The organism is Flavobacterium sp. HJJ (assembly GCF_015351475.1).
GTDB lineage: Bacteria > Bacteroidota > Bacteroidia > Flavobacteriales > Flavobacteriaceae > Flavobacterium > Flavobacterium marginilacus.
Window position 1 is genome coordinate 16,975 of record NZ_JADKPR010000036.1, and the last position, 16,458, is coordinate 33,432.

Below are 16,458 nucleotides of genomic sequence, written 5' to 3' on the forward strand. Positions count from 1 at the left end.
TTAGCAGCTGAAAAAAAAATTACTTTTTAACAAAATCACCAGTATTTACAACTACGAATTTTTTTGGATCAAAATATTTAACTAATGCAGTATTTACTTTTTGCACATCTAAACTTTTAACTTTGTTTTCAAAATCCTCATAATCTTTAAATGTTTTTCCTAAATCCAGATTTTCTCGTAGTTCGCGAACTAGAAATTCATCTGTTCCCAGCATAGTCTGTCTGTTTTGCAGCCATGATTTTAGAGAGCTGTCAAATTCTTCTTTGGTAAAGCCTTTATTTATAGCTTTTTGAATTTCTTCATTTAAAGCAGCTGTTAATTTGTCTTTCATTGCAGGGTTGTAAAAAGCATAAATTCCCCAATCTGATGTTGGGTCTATAGCATTAGCCTGTAAATAAGAACCTGCACCATAGCTTAGTCCTTCTGTTTCACGAAGACGCTGCGGAATTCTGGAAGACAAGAATGAACCTCCTCCAAGCAGTTCATTTGCCATTGAGACAGCAGGATAGTCAGGATTTTTTTCTCCAATATTCAAGTTGATTTTTCCAAGCAGAACAGCATTGGTTTTATCATTAATCTGAATCGTTTTGTCATTTGATTTTACTTCAAAATATTGGGTTGGAATTCTTTTGTAAGCAATTTTTGGATTCCAATTTTCAAAAGCAGCATTCAGGAAATTTTTTATGACAGCTTTGTCGATTCCTCCGACAAAAGTAGAAACACTATTTGCTCCTCCATAAAAAGTGCTGTAAAAATTTTTGATATCTTCAATTGTGATTTTGTTTAATGCTGCCAGACTTTCTTCTGTTGTCTCGGAGTAATATGGATGAGTTTTAGGATACAATGAGGTGATTTTTGTAAGTTCTTCATTTGCTACAGCTTGCGGTTCATTTTTATTTGCTTCTAATCCGTTTTTGGTTTCCAGTTTTAGTTTTTCAAATTCAGCAGTATCAAAAGAAGGATTTTTTAAGATGTCCTGCACCAAGTTCAAAGCATTGCTTAAATTGGCTTTGTCTGTACTAAGCCGAACATATAAACCGTCTACAGATCCCCCGAAACTAAGATTGATTTTATACTGGTCGATTTGGTCGTTGATTTCTTTTTTAGTTCTGTTTTTAGTGCCAAGTTTCAGCATGCTGGCGGTTAGCCCAGCAATCATCGATTTTTGGCTTAATGATTTTTCATCTCCCATTCTCAGTAATATTCTAGCTTCAATTTTATTTCCTTTGGCAGGTTTTTCTAATAAAGCATATTTCCCTCCAGAGGCTAATTTCCCTTCCTCAGTAGATTTTATAATATTAGCTGCAGATACTTCAAAAGTGGCAGTATTAGCTTCTAATGCTTTTCCTTTGTATCCTTTAACTAATGCTGGAATATCTTTAGTTTCGGCTACTTTTGTTCTTTCGCTGGCTGCTTCTGGGATAAAACGTCCCCAGGTTCTGTTACTTTGTAAGTAATATTTTTTGGCAGCATTTTGAAGATCGGCAACTGTTAAAGCTTCAATGTTATCTCTGTCTATAAAAAACAGACGCCAGTCTCCAGCTCCAATAAATTCAGTCAATGCAACAGACAAATTGATGGTTTTGTTGTAAGTATTCTCAAATTGCTTCAGCAGTTCATTTTTGGCACGCTTAAGCTCTTCTTCTGTAAATGTCATTTGAGGAACAGTATTCATTGTCTCCAAAAAAGCTTTCTGTACTGTGTTAATGTCTTTGTCTTTGGCAATTTCACAGGCAAAATAACTGTATGCAGGATCTTTTAATGTTAAAGTATATCCATAGACATTAGTTGATAATTTGGTTTCTACTAATGCTTTATATAATGCTCCTGAAGGATTATTTGTTAGTATTGAGATTATAGCATTATTGGCTGCATATTCTTTGTCTGAGTAACTTGGAGTGTGATAAGCCATTCCAATATATTGAATATCTCCGTTTCTTTTAAGTTCAACAAAACGTTCTCCGTCCTGAGCTGGTTCTACAGTGTAAGTCTGCGGGATTTCGTTTTTTGATTTTGGAATAGGAGCAAAGTATTCTTTAATCCAGGAAAGCGTTTTTTTCTCATCAAATTTTCCTCCAATAATAAGTGTAGCATTATTGGGCTGATAATATTTCTGATAAAATACTTTCAATCGGTTTGCTGGAACCCGCTCGATATCTTCTTTACTTCCAATAGTTGATTTTCCATAATTATGCCATAAATAGGCTGTTGAAAGAATACGCTCGTTCAATACGCCTGACGGATCATTTTCTCCTATTTCGAATTCATTGCGGACAACACTGAATTCACTGTCTAAATCCGATTGCAATATCGCAGAAGTGATCATTCTATCGGATTCCATATCAAGTGCCCATTTTAAATTTTCATCAGTTGCGGGTAAAATTTCATAATAATTAGTGCGGTCATAATAGGTTGTTCCATTGGCTTGAGCACCTTTATCTGCAATCGTTTTTTTGATGTCAGTAAACTTAGAAGAACGTTTAAACAGCATATGCTCTAATAAATGTGCCATACCCGATTCTCCATAACCTTCATGGCGTGAACCTACACCGTATACGATATTTACAACAACATTTGATTGTGCTGCATCTGGAATTAATAAAATTTTTAACCCGTTTGGCAGGCTGTATTCTTTGATGCCTTCCACCGAAGTAACAAGTGCTGCTTCCTGTGAATAGCAGTTTGCGGATAAAAATATCAGAAAAGAAACGCTTAGGAGAAGTTTTTTCATTTTTACAGTAATTGTTTGTAAGTTTATAATGTGTAAATATACTTTTTTTGAAAGAATAATCTTTTGTTGGAAAGTGTTAAAGTTAGTGATTATTTTTCCTGTATTTTACTTTAGATTTTTTATAAATTTATAAAATGTTTCTCGTTAAAATGTTTTTTTTGTTTTATTAATTTGATTTTCAATTATTACTGAATATGGAAGATAAAAAAAAGGTTATTGCATTGGCAAAAAATTATTTGAGAGGTGAAGATATTTCTAATGATGTCTGCTTCGAAGATTTGTACCAAAGTCTAGTTCAATTTGAACAGTATGGCTATGCTGCTGAAATACTGCTGAAAAAAATCGCTGACAACGAAGATCAAGGTGCTGAAGTAAAGTTATCGCAATATCAGGATTTGGCCGAAAATATATATAAGGACAGTACATTGTCTTCCTATTTTAAATTTGATAAAGCAATAAATACGCTGAAATCATTTTGTGATTTAGAAAAGACAAAAAATTCGAGAACGCTTGGTATAGCAGGTGCCGTATATAGAAGTAAATGGAAATTTGATCACCAGTTTCATAATTTACTACAGTCAAGAGCCTATTACAAAAAGGGATATCTGATTTGGAAAAATAAACAGCATAAATCTATTTTAACTGAAACAGAGTGCATTAATACTGCTGTGAATTATGCCAATCTCAATGAGTTAATTGTGATTGAAAACTTAGAAGGGCTTTCAGAAACTTGTGAAATTACCGCAGAAACACTTGTACGGTTTGAAACTGCCCAAAAGACAAGAAAAGAAATTGTTGACGAATATCTGATCGATACAGATGAAGTGATTTTTAAAGACGGAATACAGGATAAAGAAAAATTATATGAGGCACTGGCTGAAGCCTTTTTTGGACTCAGAATGTATAGTAAAGCACTTTATTTCATAAAACTATATACTAAGGATAAGAAAGAGAATTGGGAGATTAAATCCTTTAGCAAGCAGATTTATAATTTAGCTAATTATCAGAATGCAGAGAAATATCAAAAATCTACGAATAAGGATCCTTTTCAAAAAAGTGAAATTATAGAGGAAGGACAAAACAGCTGCCTGACTGCTTTAAATCTTCAGGCAGATAAAAACGGTGATGAAAATAGCGTAAAACAAAAACCGCAGAATAAAGTCGGGATTGGACTTTCGGGCGGCGGATTTAGGGCTTCATTATTTCATATTGGTGTTTTGGCCGCATTGGCCGAAAAGGATAAACTGAAAGATATTGAAGTAATTTCCTGTGTCTCTGGAGGTTCGATAATTGGTGCTTTTTATTATTTGAAAATCAAGCAGCTGTTTGAAAGTAAGCGGGATGAAGAAATCGCTCAGGAAGATTATATCCAAATTGTGAAAGAAATAGAAAAAGAGTTTTTAGACGCAGTCCAAAAGAATATACGAATGCGCCTGCTGACCAATTTTTTCAAAAATGTAAAGATGTGGAAAGGGGATTCTTATTCCCGCTCCAACAGGCTGGCCGAATTGTACGAGGAGTATTTTTATAATCCGCTGTTACCCAAAAACAAGCGGAAGGACAGTGAATTTATTCATATGAGTGATTTATTTATTAATCCTTTTGGAAACGAATCATTTAAACTGAATGATGATAATTGGAAAAGAATGAATAAAGTGCCTCAATTAATTCTAAATGCGACTGCTGTAAATACAGGACATAACTGGCAGTTTACGGCTTCCTGGATGGGAGAACCGCCTACTTATATTTCGGATGAATTTGATGTGAAACCCCGCTTGAGACGAATGTATTATGAAAATGCGCCCGAGGACTACCAAAAATTCAGGCTGGGGTATGCAGTAGCTGCTTCCTCCTGTGTGCCTGTTCTGTTTCAGCCTTTGGTACTGAAAGGGCTGTATAAAAATTTTGATTTGGAATTGATTGACGGTGGCGTTCATGATAATCAGGGGATTGCATCAATATTAGAACAGGAATGTAATGAAATTATAGTAAGCGATGCCAGTGCTCAAATGCCGGATAATGCAATACATACAGGTAATGCAATGTCGCTTTTTTTTAGGGTAGATACTATTTTACAGGAACGCCTGCGCGAGATTCAATTATTGGATTTAAAATCCCGAAAGTATACATCAATTGTTGCCAGACTTTCTATTGTTCATTTAAAAAATGGATTGGAACAGCTTCCTGTGAGCTGGATTGACTGCACCGATGTAAATCGAAGCATTTTGTATGATAAAGAAATTGAAGACGAAAATGCACTCCTGAAATATGGTATAATGAAGAAAATACAAAAAGGTCTCAGCGAAGTAAGAACCGATCTGGATTCTTTTAATGATCTTGAAGCATATGCTTTAATGTACAGCGGGTACAAACAAATGACGCATGAAAGCTGTTCGGAAAATGTGAAAAAAGCCGATTGGAGCTTTTTGAAAATAACTGAAAGCTGTACACTTCCCGCCAAAGAAAAACAACTGGCAGCGCAGCTGAAAGTGAGCGGTTATGTCCCCTTTAAGATTATCAGAAGGTCAAAAGCCTTAAGTTATACGGTATTGGGTATTGGCGGATTGATGGTACTTGGGCTGCTAATATATTTAGTTGGCAATTGGGATAATCCAAGTCCGCTCTTGACAATATCAATTTCCTATGATCTTATCGGTTTGGCATTGATTGTGTTTTTGGTTAGTTTTTTATCCAAATTTTTGTCACAGATAATCAATATTGAAAGTGTCCTTAAGAAAAAAGCATTTTTGTTTTTACTGATAACTATCGGGTGGATTTTTTCGCTGCTGTATATAGCAATTATCAATCCATGTTATAATAGATTAGGAAAAGTAAAGTAAATGAAAAAATTAGGTCTCATAGGCGGTATCAGTTGGGTATCAACAGCAGATTATTATAAGTTTATAAATGAAGGAATCAACAAAGAGCTAGGCGGTGTGAATTTTGCCGAGTGTATTATTTATTCTTTTAATTACGATGACATTAAAAGAAATAATGAAAACAACGACTGGGAATCAACATTTAATATGCTGTCTAAAGCCTGCCAAAATTTGAAAAACTGCGGTGCAGAAGCCATTATTCTTTGTGCTAATACGATGCATCTTATCGCTGACCGCATTCAGGAAAGTATCGATTTACCATTGATTCACATTGCTGTGGAGACCGCAAAGGAAGTCCAGAAAAGAGGTGTCAAAAAAGTGGGTCTTCTTGGAACAAAATTTACGATGGAATTGGATTTTTTTAAAGACAAATTAACAGATTTAGATATTGAAGTAATAATCCCTGATGCTGACGACAGGGATTTTATACACGATACTATTTTTGATGAATTGGGAAAAGGACTGTTTCTAGAAACTACTTCGGAACGCTATCTCTCTATTATAGAAAAACTTATCGATAATGGAGTTGAAGGAATTATTCTGGGCTGTACCGAAATTCCTTTGATGATAAAACAGGAAATGCTAAAAGTTCCAGTTTTTGACACAGCTTTGATTCATTCTAACGCAGCAGTTGCATTTGCTTTAGATAAAATATAAAATTTGATGAAGGATTACGAAGCTAAATGCACGGCATTCGCTTTTAAAAGTTTCTGACACGAATTACACTAATTTGCACGAATTAAGATTGCTTAATTACACAAAATATTCAAAACTGTAAAAATTTGTAAAATTTAGCTTCAATTTTGATAAGAATTTAGTGTTAATTGGTGAAATTCGTGTTTATCTTTTTTTAAAATGCGAATGAGGTGAGCTAAATACGTTTTAATCCTTCGATTAATAAATCAATATCTTCTTTGGTATTAAAATGGCTGAAAGAAATTCGGATATTTGGTTTTTTTAATTCATCAGGGGAAAGCATTTCTGCCAATACGTGTGAAGGCCTGATACTTCCTGACTGACATGCACTGCCTCGAGAAACCGCAATTCCTTTCATATCCAGATGAAATAAAATCATCGAAGTTTTGCTTTCGTCCATTGGCAGAGTGACATTGAGCAGATTGTAAAAAGTATTCTCTCCATTGATTTTAAAATCAGGGAAATTTGCTTTTAATTTTTCAACAGTATATTCTTTCAATGAATCAATATAAAGGCTTTCGGTTTCTAGGTTTTCATACGAAAGTTCTAAGGCTTTTGCCATTCCTGCAATCTGATGAACAGCTTCTGTTCCTGCGCGCTGTCCTTTTTCCTGCTCACCGCCAAAAAACAACGGCTGCAGTCCCGAATTTTTTCGGACAAAAGCAAAACCAGCACCTTTTGGACCGTGAAATTTATGGGCACTGGCCACTATAAAATCGATAGGTGTATGCTGTAAATCAATTTTAGCTTTTCCGATGGACTGCACTGTGTCTGAATGAAATAAAGCTTTATACTCTCGGCAGATCTGGCTTACTCTGTCAAGGTCTAAAACAGTTCCGGTTTCATTATTAACATGCATCAGCGATACCAAAGTCTTTTTTTCTTCGGATAATAATTCGGCTAAATGTGTCAAATCTAACTCTCCATTTGGTTTCACATTTACATAATCCACCTGAATGCCGTATTCATCTTGAAGTGCCATTGCTGTATGAAGCACAGCGTGATGTTCTATTTTACTGGTAATGATACGCTCAATTTTTAAATTTTTTACTGCTGACCGCAAAATCCAATTGTCAGCTTCGGTACCGCAGGAAGTGAAAATGATTTCAGATGCTGCAGCATTTAGCTGTCTGGCAATTGATTTTCGGGAGAGTTCAAGTATACTTTTTGCATTGCGTCCCTGACTATGAGTAGAAGATGGATTTCCATAATCTTCGGTCAGTATTTTGGTCATCTCCAGAATTACTTCGGGACGAAGTGCTGTTGTAGAGGCGTTATCAAGATATGCTTTTTTCATACTATACAGATTTTGAATCCGGAACAATTGTTTTGGATTTATTTTTTTTACCAAATAACACTTTCTTATTGAAAATAATAATGGAGATTAAAATAAGGGAATACGAAAGCATTTGAAGCAGACTTACATCTTCTTTGAAATAAAAAACAGCCAAGGAGAAATTGATTATCGGATTGATATACATTAGAATTCCTACTGTGGATGAATCAAGTCCTTTTAATGCATACAGGTTTAAGAAAAGCGGAATAATAGTAAAAAGCACAACGATACAGAATAAACAAGTATAAAATAATGGTTCAGTTGGGATTGCTCCGCTGTAACTTGGATAAAATGGCAGAATAAGTAAAGCAATAAAAAGCAGCTGAATATTCAAAATCAGAAACTTATCTATTTCACTGTTCTTACGCTGGCTAACCAGATATAACGCATAAGTAGAAGCCACTACAAGGCTGTAAAGAATATCCTGAAAATGATTTAGGGACAATAAAACACAGCTTATTGTACTAATGCAGACCGCTGTCCATTTCCATTTATTTAATTTTTCCCGAAGAAGAAAAAAAGCAAAAACGGTGGTTAATATAGGGCAGATCAAGTAGGCCAATGATCCTGCTTTTACATTTACATGATTAATTACATATATAAAAATCAGCCAGTTGGAAGCTAAAATTAAACTGCCGGTCAAGGTTAATATGATAATTTTCTGTTTTGTTTTTTTAGTCATTATCTTAAAATCATCCCAGTTTTTTTTGATGTTTTTTCGTCGAAAAATGAGATTTATGGCTGTCAGAGTAAATACGCTGAAAAACACACGATAGAACATTATATCGAGTGAAGGATAACTGGAAATTGGTTTTAATGCCAGACTGAAAAAACCCCAGAGAAAAAAAGCTGAAAAAGCCGCAAAGTAGTAATTGTATTTTTTCATCGAAAAGTAGAATTCGGTACAAAGATAAGGATTTATGCATTTTCTGAGCACCAAAATTGAGAGACTAAGATACGCACAGTAGCTACGAAAATTTAATTACTGGTTAAGAAAAATGGAATTAATAAAGGGATTGAAAAATGTCTGCAGTTAATTTGTCCTAAATGTTAATATCCAATAAAATTTACTTTCAAAAGGTCTGACATCTTAGAGATACTTTTGTTAAAATATGCGTTTTAGATCTATAACTGTTTTTGGAACAAATTAAATGTCATATTTTTGTTCTAAATAAAAGAAGAATGAAAAGATTTATAGGAATTTTATGTTGTGCAATTGCTTTTTCAGCCTGTGATGATGGAGATTTAGTAGTTGATACAATTAATTTTGATGAAATAACAACAAGTACCTGTGCAGAGAATAATTTGCTTTTTAAACTTAAAGGAGCAGAATCTCTGATTTTAAATATTCCCGCAGAAACTTTTAAAGAAGAAGCAACAGAAAAAGATACCCCAATTAAATTAGATGTCAATTCGACAAACCAAGTGGTGTATAGTTTTTATGACGGTAAAGTTGCTGATGGAAATGTATGTGATTTAATTCGTCCCTCAACTCCGAATATAAAAACACAATGGGATGCTTCCTCTGGTGTTATTCAAATTACAACAGAAGCTGTAAAAACATCAAATGTTGCAGATAATAGTTCAAAAATAACAGGTTATAAGCATAATATTGTTTTTAAAAATATCACTTTTGCCAAAGGAGATGGTACCACTCAGTTTTATGAAAGCTTTATTTTTGGAGATTATTTGAAAACGATAACTCCGCTGCCATTAGCTTTTGATAAAAAATTATCTCTTTGTGATAACTATTTGGTTTATGAATTTTATGCGAGTGAATCGTTAACGCTAAAAATTGATCCAAAGTTAATTATTAACGAAGTTACCCCTATAGATAAGCCAAGAACAGGAACTGTAGGATTAGTTAATGATAAATTAGTTAATAATAAATTGGTTTACCGTATGTTTAACAGTATTGTGTCTTCCAATTATTTTTGTGGTTCAACAGATCCAACTGTACCAACAGTTAAAGAAGAATGGTTAGGAAAAGAAGGTACTATTGAAGTTACTACTACTACAGCTGGTCCAAATATATTTAAACATACAATTGTCCTGAAAGGCGTAACCCTTGAAAAAGGGAATAGTAATTTCCAATTGGGTGATAACTACAAATATGGAGACTTGGAAACTATTAAACCATAAGTGAAAATATAATTTATAAAAAAACGTCAATGCTAAGAAAGTATTGACGTTTTTTTATGGGATAAAATAAGATCAGTTTATTTGTTTTGTTTAAAATAAACTTCGGTAGCTCCCTGACCGTATTTTTGATAATTGGCATCCTGAAAAACGATATTATCATAACGTCCCAGAAGGAAATCCAATTCGGCTTTGAGGATACCTTCGCCTACGCCGTGTATGAAAACAATTTTCGGTATGCGGTTGCGTATAGCGAATTCAATATGACGCTGGGCAGTTTCTGCTTGTAAAGTCAAAATATCATAATTGGACATACCGCGTTTATTAGGAACCAGTTTTTCGATATGCAGATCAAATTCCGGGACAGGCAGTTCGTTTTTGTCTTTTTTCTCTTTTACAAAACTGCGCGGTTTCGGTATTTCCTTTTCCTTCTTGATTTCATTAATGTTAATGCCTTTGATGCCTTCCATAAGATTGGCAGATTCACCAATTTTGATAAGCTCGCCGGCATTGTAATTCATTACAAAACCATCTGTAGTTTCAATAGTTACCACACCGTCTTTTATAGATAGCACCACGCCGTCAACAGCATCGTCCAGCACTGAAACCTTATCTCCTTTATTGAACATCGTCTTCGTTATTATCTTGGTTTTTACTTGGAGTTTTGCTGCTTAAACGCATCATTCCCATCATAAAAATGACAATAGCAATCACCATTACATATATATTTTTATCAGTACTTGTCTGTTCGTAGAGCGCAGTACCTATTGCTATAGCCATTATCAGAATTACAATTTTTTTCATCATTTCATTTTCAGGCTTCAAAAATACTAAACTTTAGGAGAGTATTGTTTAAAGCTGCTGAGATTTTCAAAATTCACTTTTGTGGCCAGCTGCTTTAATTATTTTTATTTTGGTTTGAAAATGTCTCTGTAGAAATAATTTTATATGACTGTCCGCAAATAATGCCATGTGTTTTTTTCGCCACTGATTATACAGATTCTCACAGATTTCAGTACTATTTTTTTTAAAAATCTGTGTAAATCTTTTTAATCTGTGGCTAATTCGATCTGTTTGGTACTAGTTAAGGATAGTCATATAATTTTATTCTAAAATATGATATAAAATGATGTTTAAATAGTTTAACTGATATTAAATATTTCGCACAAGAGCACCCAATATTGTCTTTCCGACGAAGGAGGAATCTCCGTAAGCTACTCAATAAAGAAAGTTCTCAACGCTGAGGAATATAATGCGGAGATTCCTCCTTCGTCGGAAGGACAAGTTTACGAGGTGTTCGGATGTTTAAAAAAAGTTCGTTTATAGGAAACAGCTCCTAATTAACTGCTTTATTTATTCCAGTCAATTTTTCTGGAAAAATACATTATAGCTGCCAATATGGAGAATAGACCAATGCTTCCTACTAATAAAGCGTAATTTTCTAATTGAATAATGACATAAATAAAGGAGTATAATCCAGTGAGAGAAGCACCGATAAACAGCGGAAATTTACTTCCCTTCAGGATTGAAATGGAGTACAGTGCGATGAGCGTAATGACTGCGGCGGCCGCAATCAGATAGGCTTTTGTGAAACTGCTGTGTTCAGTAATAGAAATAAGCAGGGTGTAAAATAAAATAAGCGCCAGACCTATCATAGAATATTGGAAAATATGAATTTTGATTTTGCTTATCGACTGGATTAGGAAGAAAATCAAGAATGTCAAGCCTATTACCAGAAAACCATATTTGGCAGCTCTTTCGTTTTGCTGGTATTGATTCACCGGAATTACAAAATCGACTCCAAAAGCATAGGTTCCTAAATCGGGCAGATTTTCGAAGAACTGCTGAGAAAAAGCCCTGTTAATATGCAGGATTTTCCAGCTGGCAGAAAACCCGCTGGCATCGATTGTTTTTGTTTTATCATCTGGAAGAAAATTACCTGTAAAACTTGGCGAGCCCCAGTTGGACTGCATACTCAGCTGTGTGGTTTTGCCAATAGGAACCATTTTTATCTGCTTGCTTCCGTTATAAGTGATGTCAAAACCAAAATTTGTTTTGGCTGTTTTCAGAATGCTTTTCAGATCTATAAAACCAGTTTCTAGAGCTTGCGTAGTATCATTTAGATTTGTGCTGTAAACAGGTTCAAAAGTAAATTTGGTGCCGCCAAAATTGATTTTTACCTCATCTTTAATGCTTTTTAAATTGGTAGTTTTGATTAAAATGGTGGCTTTGTTCCATTGAATGACTTCGGCAGGAATATTTTTACTGCTAAAATCGGGCTGAATGTAATAGCCTCCAAAATTCATTTTGGAACTATAAACAACTGATTCGTAATTATTTCGATTAAGGACTTTGGTTGCTACATTGGATTTGGCTCTTAAATCTTCGGGGAAGAAATAAGCGTATCTGGTAATTGCTTTTCGCTGTTTTAAAGTTTCATTTGTCTTTTGATTGATAGATAAGGTCTCGTCAAATGTAGTGTACGGAACTTTTAGTATTGGTCCATAGAAATAGACGCTTTCGCCCCATTTGTCATTGATTTCTGTGATAACTTCTTCCTGACGGAAAGAGCGTTCGGTTATCAGGCTTTTGACAAATTCCAGCGGAATGAGCAGGACTAAAGTCAGTATTCCAACCATAATCATTTTGGCGGTATTGGACTGAAAAAAAGGGGTTGGAGCCGGGTTTTGATTTTCTGTTGTTTCCATGTTTTTGAGTTTAGTAATGATTAAAAAATAAAATTGTAATAGAGTATGCTTATTGGAATGTTACATAATAGAATGATTAGTTTTAATGCTAATTTTTTTCTTTCATCAGGTAAAATGATGCAGAGAAAAACAAGATATAAGAACATAATAGAATTTATAATTATTGAAAAAAGCACATAATACCAGCCTATTAATAAAAACATTTTTCCATGAGTACTGGACTTAAATAATAGTAATAATAAGGTTCCTATGAGAAATGATCCAATAGCCAGTTCATTGGAAAATGCCCATCTGTAATAGGATTTTATAAGATTTGGTCTTTGCATGTTCTTTTTTTGATTAAAAAGTTGAATTTGCATTAGCCAAATAAAATATTATACCCAAATACAAGAATGCTATTGGAATGTTACTCAATAAAATCGCAATTTTCAGTCCTATGTGTTTTCTCTGCTGCGGCATCATGTAAAAATGATAGAGCAGGTGGGTGAGCATAATAATGTTGAGAATAGCTGCGAGTATAAAGAAGACAAAACCAATTAGCAGTATGAATGTATTGTCTGCAAGGGTTAGAAAAAGTATAAATAAGAGCGTGCCAATTGTAAAGCAGCCAAGAGCAAGTTCGACAGCGCTTCTGCCGTCAAAAGTTTCTTCCTGAGTTAAAGTTGTTTCCATAATTTGTTAGTGGTTTATAGCTGAATAGATTTTTCTCAAAGAGTAGAATAAATAGATATAGACTCCAAAATAAAAGGAGAACAGTAATGCATGTACAGATAATAATGAGGTAAGTGTATCCTGAAATAATTTTATCGGACTGCTCAAAATATCCCAGCTGTTGTAGCGCAGTATTCTTCCGAGATAAATTCCAATGCCGCATAAAAAACAGATGACAGGAATTAATAAATTGATAATTAAAGTGGAAGTGTAAGTCCTTATGATGTTTTCGAATTCTATCAGGGAAATGATGCCTAGTGTAAAGCCAATCAGGGCGTATGAACTTATGACTACCAAATCGAACCAGAACAAATGGTTTTCAGATTGCGACAGATGAATAAGATCGGTAAGAATGTAAAACGAATTTGGCAGAAAAAGGAGCCAGAGAAAAAGCAGTGCCAATGTTTTAATTTTACTTTTTTGAAAGCTAATCTGAGTTTTAAGACAGCTGATGAAAAGATAGGGAATGAAAGCTAGAAACAGATTCCATACTAAAAAAAAGAGATAAACTGTATTGGTCAGTTTGGCGCGAACAACGAGTAAAATCAAGCAGTAAGCAGTAAATAAGAATAAAACGCTGTTGATTTTTCGGTTGCTGTTGAATAATCTGGTGATGAGCTGCATAATTTAAATGTTAAAGGTTTGCTGAATAGTTTTAATTGGAATCAGGAGCATTTTTGAAAAATCCAAAGAGTAGAAGTGATGTGCTGTTTTACCTTTATGAAATTCCTTGAAAAAATATTTAATATGCATAGGGTAGAAGAGTGTGCCGACAGTTATGACTATATACAAATACAGGCTTTTTTTACCATTACCCATTAGATAATACTGCATTCCGATTTCTTCCCGCACACTTACGCCAGTGCTGGTGAGTACATGAATGATATCATGATCTTCTAGTTTGGGCTGGATCTCAAAATTGTTTTTCTGTAAAAACTGGCCTAGATGAAAACCTAATGTTTCCTCAGGATATGTACGTAGATCTTGTTTGTGAATCTTCCAGGCAGTTTTGTTTTTGAAGAATCGCTGATATGGTTTTTTACTCCATTCGTACATTTTTTCGATGAATTTGTCTTTCATTTTTTATTAATTAAAAGTACTTTGAATTTCAAAGTATAAGGTTAAAAAAAGAGCTAGCGTTTCTGTATTAATTTTTCCAGGGCGCTGATATGATCTTGAAATGCTTTTCGCCCCTCTTTGGTTGCCCTATAGCTGGTATTTGGTTTTTTACCGATGAATTGTTTCTCAATGGCAATGTAATTTTCTTGTTCTAGTGCTTTGGTATGGCTCGCTAAGTTACCATCGGTTACGCCCAATAATTCTTTCAAAGTACTAAAATCGGCCGATTCATTGACCATCAGAATAGACATGATGCCCAGTCTGATGCGATGGTCAAAAGCTTTATTGATATTTTGAATAATATTTTTCAAATCTTAGTAAGTGTCTATTATTGTGGTTACTATTTTGGATTGTTCCAAGTCTGACGGTGCGACAACATTTTCTTCAAGCGGAATTTTAGTTACATATCTTTCGGATAGTATTGTCTGAACACGGCTGTCTTTCAGGTTAAAATCTTTCAGTTTCTGCAATGGACATAATTCAATTCCAGCTCCGTTTTTGTAAATTTTCCAGATTAATTCAGAGCAGTATATTTTGTCATCAGACCATTCAAAATACAAATCATAGTCTTTGTTATTTAGTGTTTCTCCATAGTCTTTCATCTTTTGCAGTGTCTGCGCATTGAGTATTGCTGATGCATTTTTTAAACGGGTTACCACAAAATGATTATCTTTTCCGTGTGTTATCCAAGTTTTTAGCGGTGTATATTTTACAGGCTGTACGGCTTCTAATACATATTTTTTTCCTTTTTCAATAAAAATAATGCCACAGTGAGAGAACTTAGAATTAGTTGCAATTCGAACCGCTTCGCACTGTTTGGATTGTGAAGTCTGAAAAATCATATCGCCGTCCTGAATTTTATTTAAAATAATATCATGACGCGGGCCAAAAAGAATATTACCAAACATAGAATTGGCAATAAACAAAGCACAGCCAAAACTCATCAGAAAGGTAATAATCGCAAAAAGATACTTTGTTTTTTTCATTGTCATTTCTATGGATTTTTATTTGGTTAAATTTAAGCCTTTTTAATTTCGGTCATATTTAAAATGCATCATACTTCCATAAATAATATGGCAGACTCCAAAGCCTAATGCCCAAAATTCAAGTGCATATCCAGAAAATTCGGTGGCCAAAAGTCCCAGGATTATGATGGTAATACCAAGATAACGAACATCTCTTAAAGTATATTTACTTGCATTTACACAGGCTAGTCCATAAAAAATAAGAGTTACAGGAGCTATTAAACCGTAGCTTCCGTTCCGCAGTAATAAGAGTCCAAAAATCCCTCCGGTAACCAGCGGAATCAAAAAGTTTGTCAGCATTCTTTTGGATGAAGAATTCCATACGGTTTCACCGCCTTTTTTTGCTTTATTTATAGTAAGCAGCAGTGCTGTTCCAACAGACAAAAATAAAACGATGAAAGCGGTCAGCAGTATCAGTTTAAATGTATTGCTTTCCAATGTAATGACACTGCTGTCGTTATTCTGGATTAATTCGTGACCAATATAGGCGCCTATCAAAGCGTATACACCAGCTAAAATTCCTGACAAACCACTCAAAGAGATAAATTGTGTGGATTTGTTCATCATATTTTTGATGTCACTGATGTCTTGTAAATATTTTTCTTCCATTTTTAAAGTACTTTGAAAAACAAAGTTAATTATAATATTTGAGAAATTGAATATTTTTTTTATTAATTTTAAGATATGAAGATAACCGATGAATATATCTACCGGCAGCCCGAAAAGTATCAAGTGATACTGTTGCATTTAATTAGTGTGTTCGAGCAGGAAATTCCGGAGCTTAAGCTGCTTTTTAAATGGGGGATACCTTATTTCTATTATAATAAAAAGCCATTTTGTTATTTGGCTCCCAATCACAGAAAAGGTTTTGTAGACGCTGGTTTTTCTAGAGGCTTCCAATTAAAAAGCAATCAGGAAAGTCTAGTTGGCGAGAAACGGAATACCGTTAAGTCTCTTAGATATTATGACTTAGAAACGATAGATAATGCAGTCCTGATTGAAGTGATTCGGGAAGCTGTGTTATTATATGCCTAAATAAATCATTTATAGGTCTCAAATAGAGTTTACAACTATGCACTTTCAGTGCATCTCGTTTTAGCTTTTAAAAAAGTTT

16 protein-coding genes are annotated in these 16,458 nt (G+C 34.2%); 4 read left to right on the forward strand and 12 right to left on the reverse strand.

Going from position 1 to position 16,458, the window contains the following annotated elements; translation table 11 throughout:
* Window positions 1–19: 19 nt before the first annotated feature.
* Window positions 20–2,731, reverse strand: coding sequence for a M16 family metallopeptidase (locus IRZ80_RS19580; protein WP_194643840.1), 2,712 nt, complete (start codon window positions 2,729–2,731; stop codon window positions 20–22).
* A 194-nt stretch (window positions 2,732–2,925) separates the two neighbouring features.
* On the opposite strand from IRZ80_RS19580, the gene IRZ80_RS19585 reads away from it, so the two are divergent.
* Both IRZ80_RS19585 and IRZ80_RS19590 read left to right on the forward strand, forming a co-directional pair.
* The gene (locus IRZ80_RS19585) at window positions 2,926–5,571 is read left to right on the forward strand and encodes a patatin-like phospholipase family protein (RefSeq protein WP_194643842.1); all 2,646 of its coding nucleotides are present in this window, start codon (window positions 2,926–2,928) and stop codon (window positions 5,569–5,571) included.
* Entirely contained in the window at window positions 5,572–6,267 is a 696-nt protein-coding gene (locus IRZ80_RS19590) for an aspartate/glutamate racemase family protein (protein ID WP_194643844.1), read from the forward strand. It abuts the gene before it with no gap.
* 214 nt (window positions 6,268–6,481) lie between these two features.
* Here the strand turns inward: IRZ80_RS19590 and IRZ80_RS19595 are convergent, their stop codons facing one another.
* Together IRZ80_RS19595 and IRZ80_RS19600 are read right to left on the reverse strand one after the other, a co-directional pair.
* Window positions 6,482–7,603 carry a cysteine desulfurase family protein gene (locus IRZ80_RS19595; protein ID WP_194643846.1) on the reverse strand — a complete coding sequence of 374 codons (1,122 nt, stop codon included), beginning with the start codon at window positions 7,601–7,603 and terminating at the stop codon, window positions 6,482–6,484.
* 1 nt (window position 7,604) lies between these two features.
* Window positions 7,605–8,528 (reverse strand): EamA family transporter, encoded by a 924-nt coding sequence (locus tag IRZ80_RS19600; RefSeq protein ID WP_194643848.1) that lies wholly within the window; start codon window positions 8,526–8,528, stop codon window positions 7,605–7,607.
* A gap of 296 nt (window positions 8,529–8,824) precedes the next feature.
* Between IRZ80_RS19600 and IRZ80_RS19605 the strand changes: the two genes are divergently transcribed.
* Window positions 8,825–9,784: a hypothetical protein gene (locus IRZ80_RS19605; protein WP_194643850.1), complete on the forward strand. Its 960-nt coding sequence runs from the start codon at window positions 8,825–8,827 to the stop codon at window positions 9,782–9,784.
* 77 nt (window positions 9,785–9,861) lie between these two features.
* On the opposite strand, the gene IRZ80_RS19610 is transcribed toward IRZ80_RS19605, so the two are convergent.
* The 9 genes from IRZ80_RS19610 to IRZ80_RS19650 form a co-directional block, all read right to left on the reverse strand.
* Window positions 9,862–10,410, reverse strand: coding sequence for a Smr/MutS family protein (locus IRZ80_RS19610; RefSeq protein WP_194643852.1), 549 nt, complete (start codon window positions 10,408–10,410; stop codon window positions 9,862–9,864).
* On the reverse strand, window positions 10,400–10,561 hold the full coding sequence (locus tag IRZ80_RS19615) for a hypothetical protein (protein WP_228520964.1): 162 nt from the start codon (window positions 10,559–10,561) through the stop codon (window positions 10,400–10,402). Before IRZ80_RS19615 ends, IRZ80_RS19610 begins: the two co-directional genes overlap by 11 nt.
* A 569-nt stretch (window positions 10,562–11,130) precedes the next feature.
* Window positions 11,131–12,489 (reverse strand): cell envelope integrity protein CreD, encoded by a 1,359-nt coding sequence (creD, locus tag IRZ80_RS19620; protein WP_194643853.1) that lies wholly within the window; start codon window positions 12,487–12,489, stop codon window positions 11,131–11,133.
* A 339-nt stretch (window positions 12,490–12,828) separates the two neighbouring features.
* Entirely contained in the window at window positions 12,829–13,161 is a 333-nt protein-coding gene (locus tag IRZ80_RS19625) for a hypothetical protein (protein WP_194643855.1), read from the reverse strand.
* A 6-nt stretch (window positions 13,162–13,167) separates the two neighbouring features.
* Entirely contained in the window at window positions 13,168–13,824 is a 657-nt protein-coding gene (locus tag IRZ80_RS19630; protein ID WP_194643857.1) for a DUF1361 domain-containing protein, read from the reverse strand.
* A 3-nt stretch (window positions 13,825–13,827) separates the two neighbouring features.
* Window positions 13,828–14,280: a hypothetical protein gene (locus tag IRZ80_RS19635; protein ID WP_194643859.1), complete on the reverse strand. Its 453-nt coding sequence runs from the start codon at window positions 14,278–14,280 to the stop codon at window positions 13,828–13,830.
* Window positions 14,281–14,333: 53 nt separating this feature from the next.
* Window positions 14,334–14,630 carry a winged helix-turn-helix domain-containing protein gene (locus tag IRZ80_RS19640; RefSeq protein ID WP_194643861.1) on the reverse strand — a complete coding sequence of 99 codons (297 nt, stop codon included), beginning with the start codon at window positions 14,628–14,630 and terminating at the stop codon, window positions 14,334–14,336.
* Between the two features lie 3 nt (window positions 14,631–14,633).
* Window positions 14,634–15,311, reverse strand: coding sequence for a YiiX family permuted papain-like enzyme (locus tag IRZ80_RS19645; RefSeq protein WP_228520965.1), 678 nt, complete (start codon window positions 15,309–15,311; stop codon window positions 14,634–14,636).
* 36 nt (window positions 15,312–15,347) lie between these two features.
* Window positions 15,348–15,953: a hypothetical protein gene (locus IRZ80_RS19650; RefSeq protein ID WP_194643863.1), complete on the reverse strand. Its 606-nt coding sequence runs from the start codon at window positions 15,951–15,953 to the stop codon at window positions 15,348–15,350.
* Window positions 15,954–16,028: 75 nt separating this feature from the next.
* Here IRZ80_RS19650 and IRZ80_RS19655 point away from each other — a divergent pair, with 75 nt between their 5' ends.
* Window positions 16,029–16,379, forward strand: a complete 351-nt coding sequence (locus tag IRZ80_RS19655) for a DUF1801 domain-containing protein (protein WP_194643865.1) — start codon at window positions 16,029–16,031, stop codon at window positions 16,377–16,379.
* Window positions 16,380–16,458: the final 79 nt, after the last annotated feature.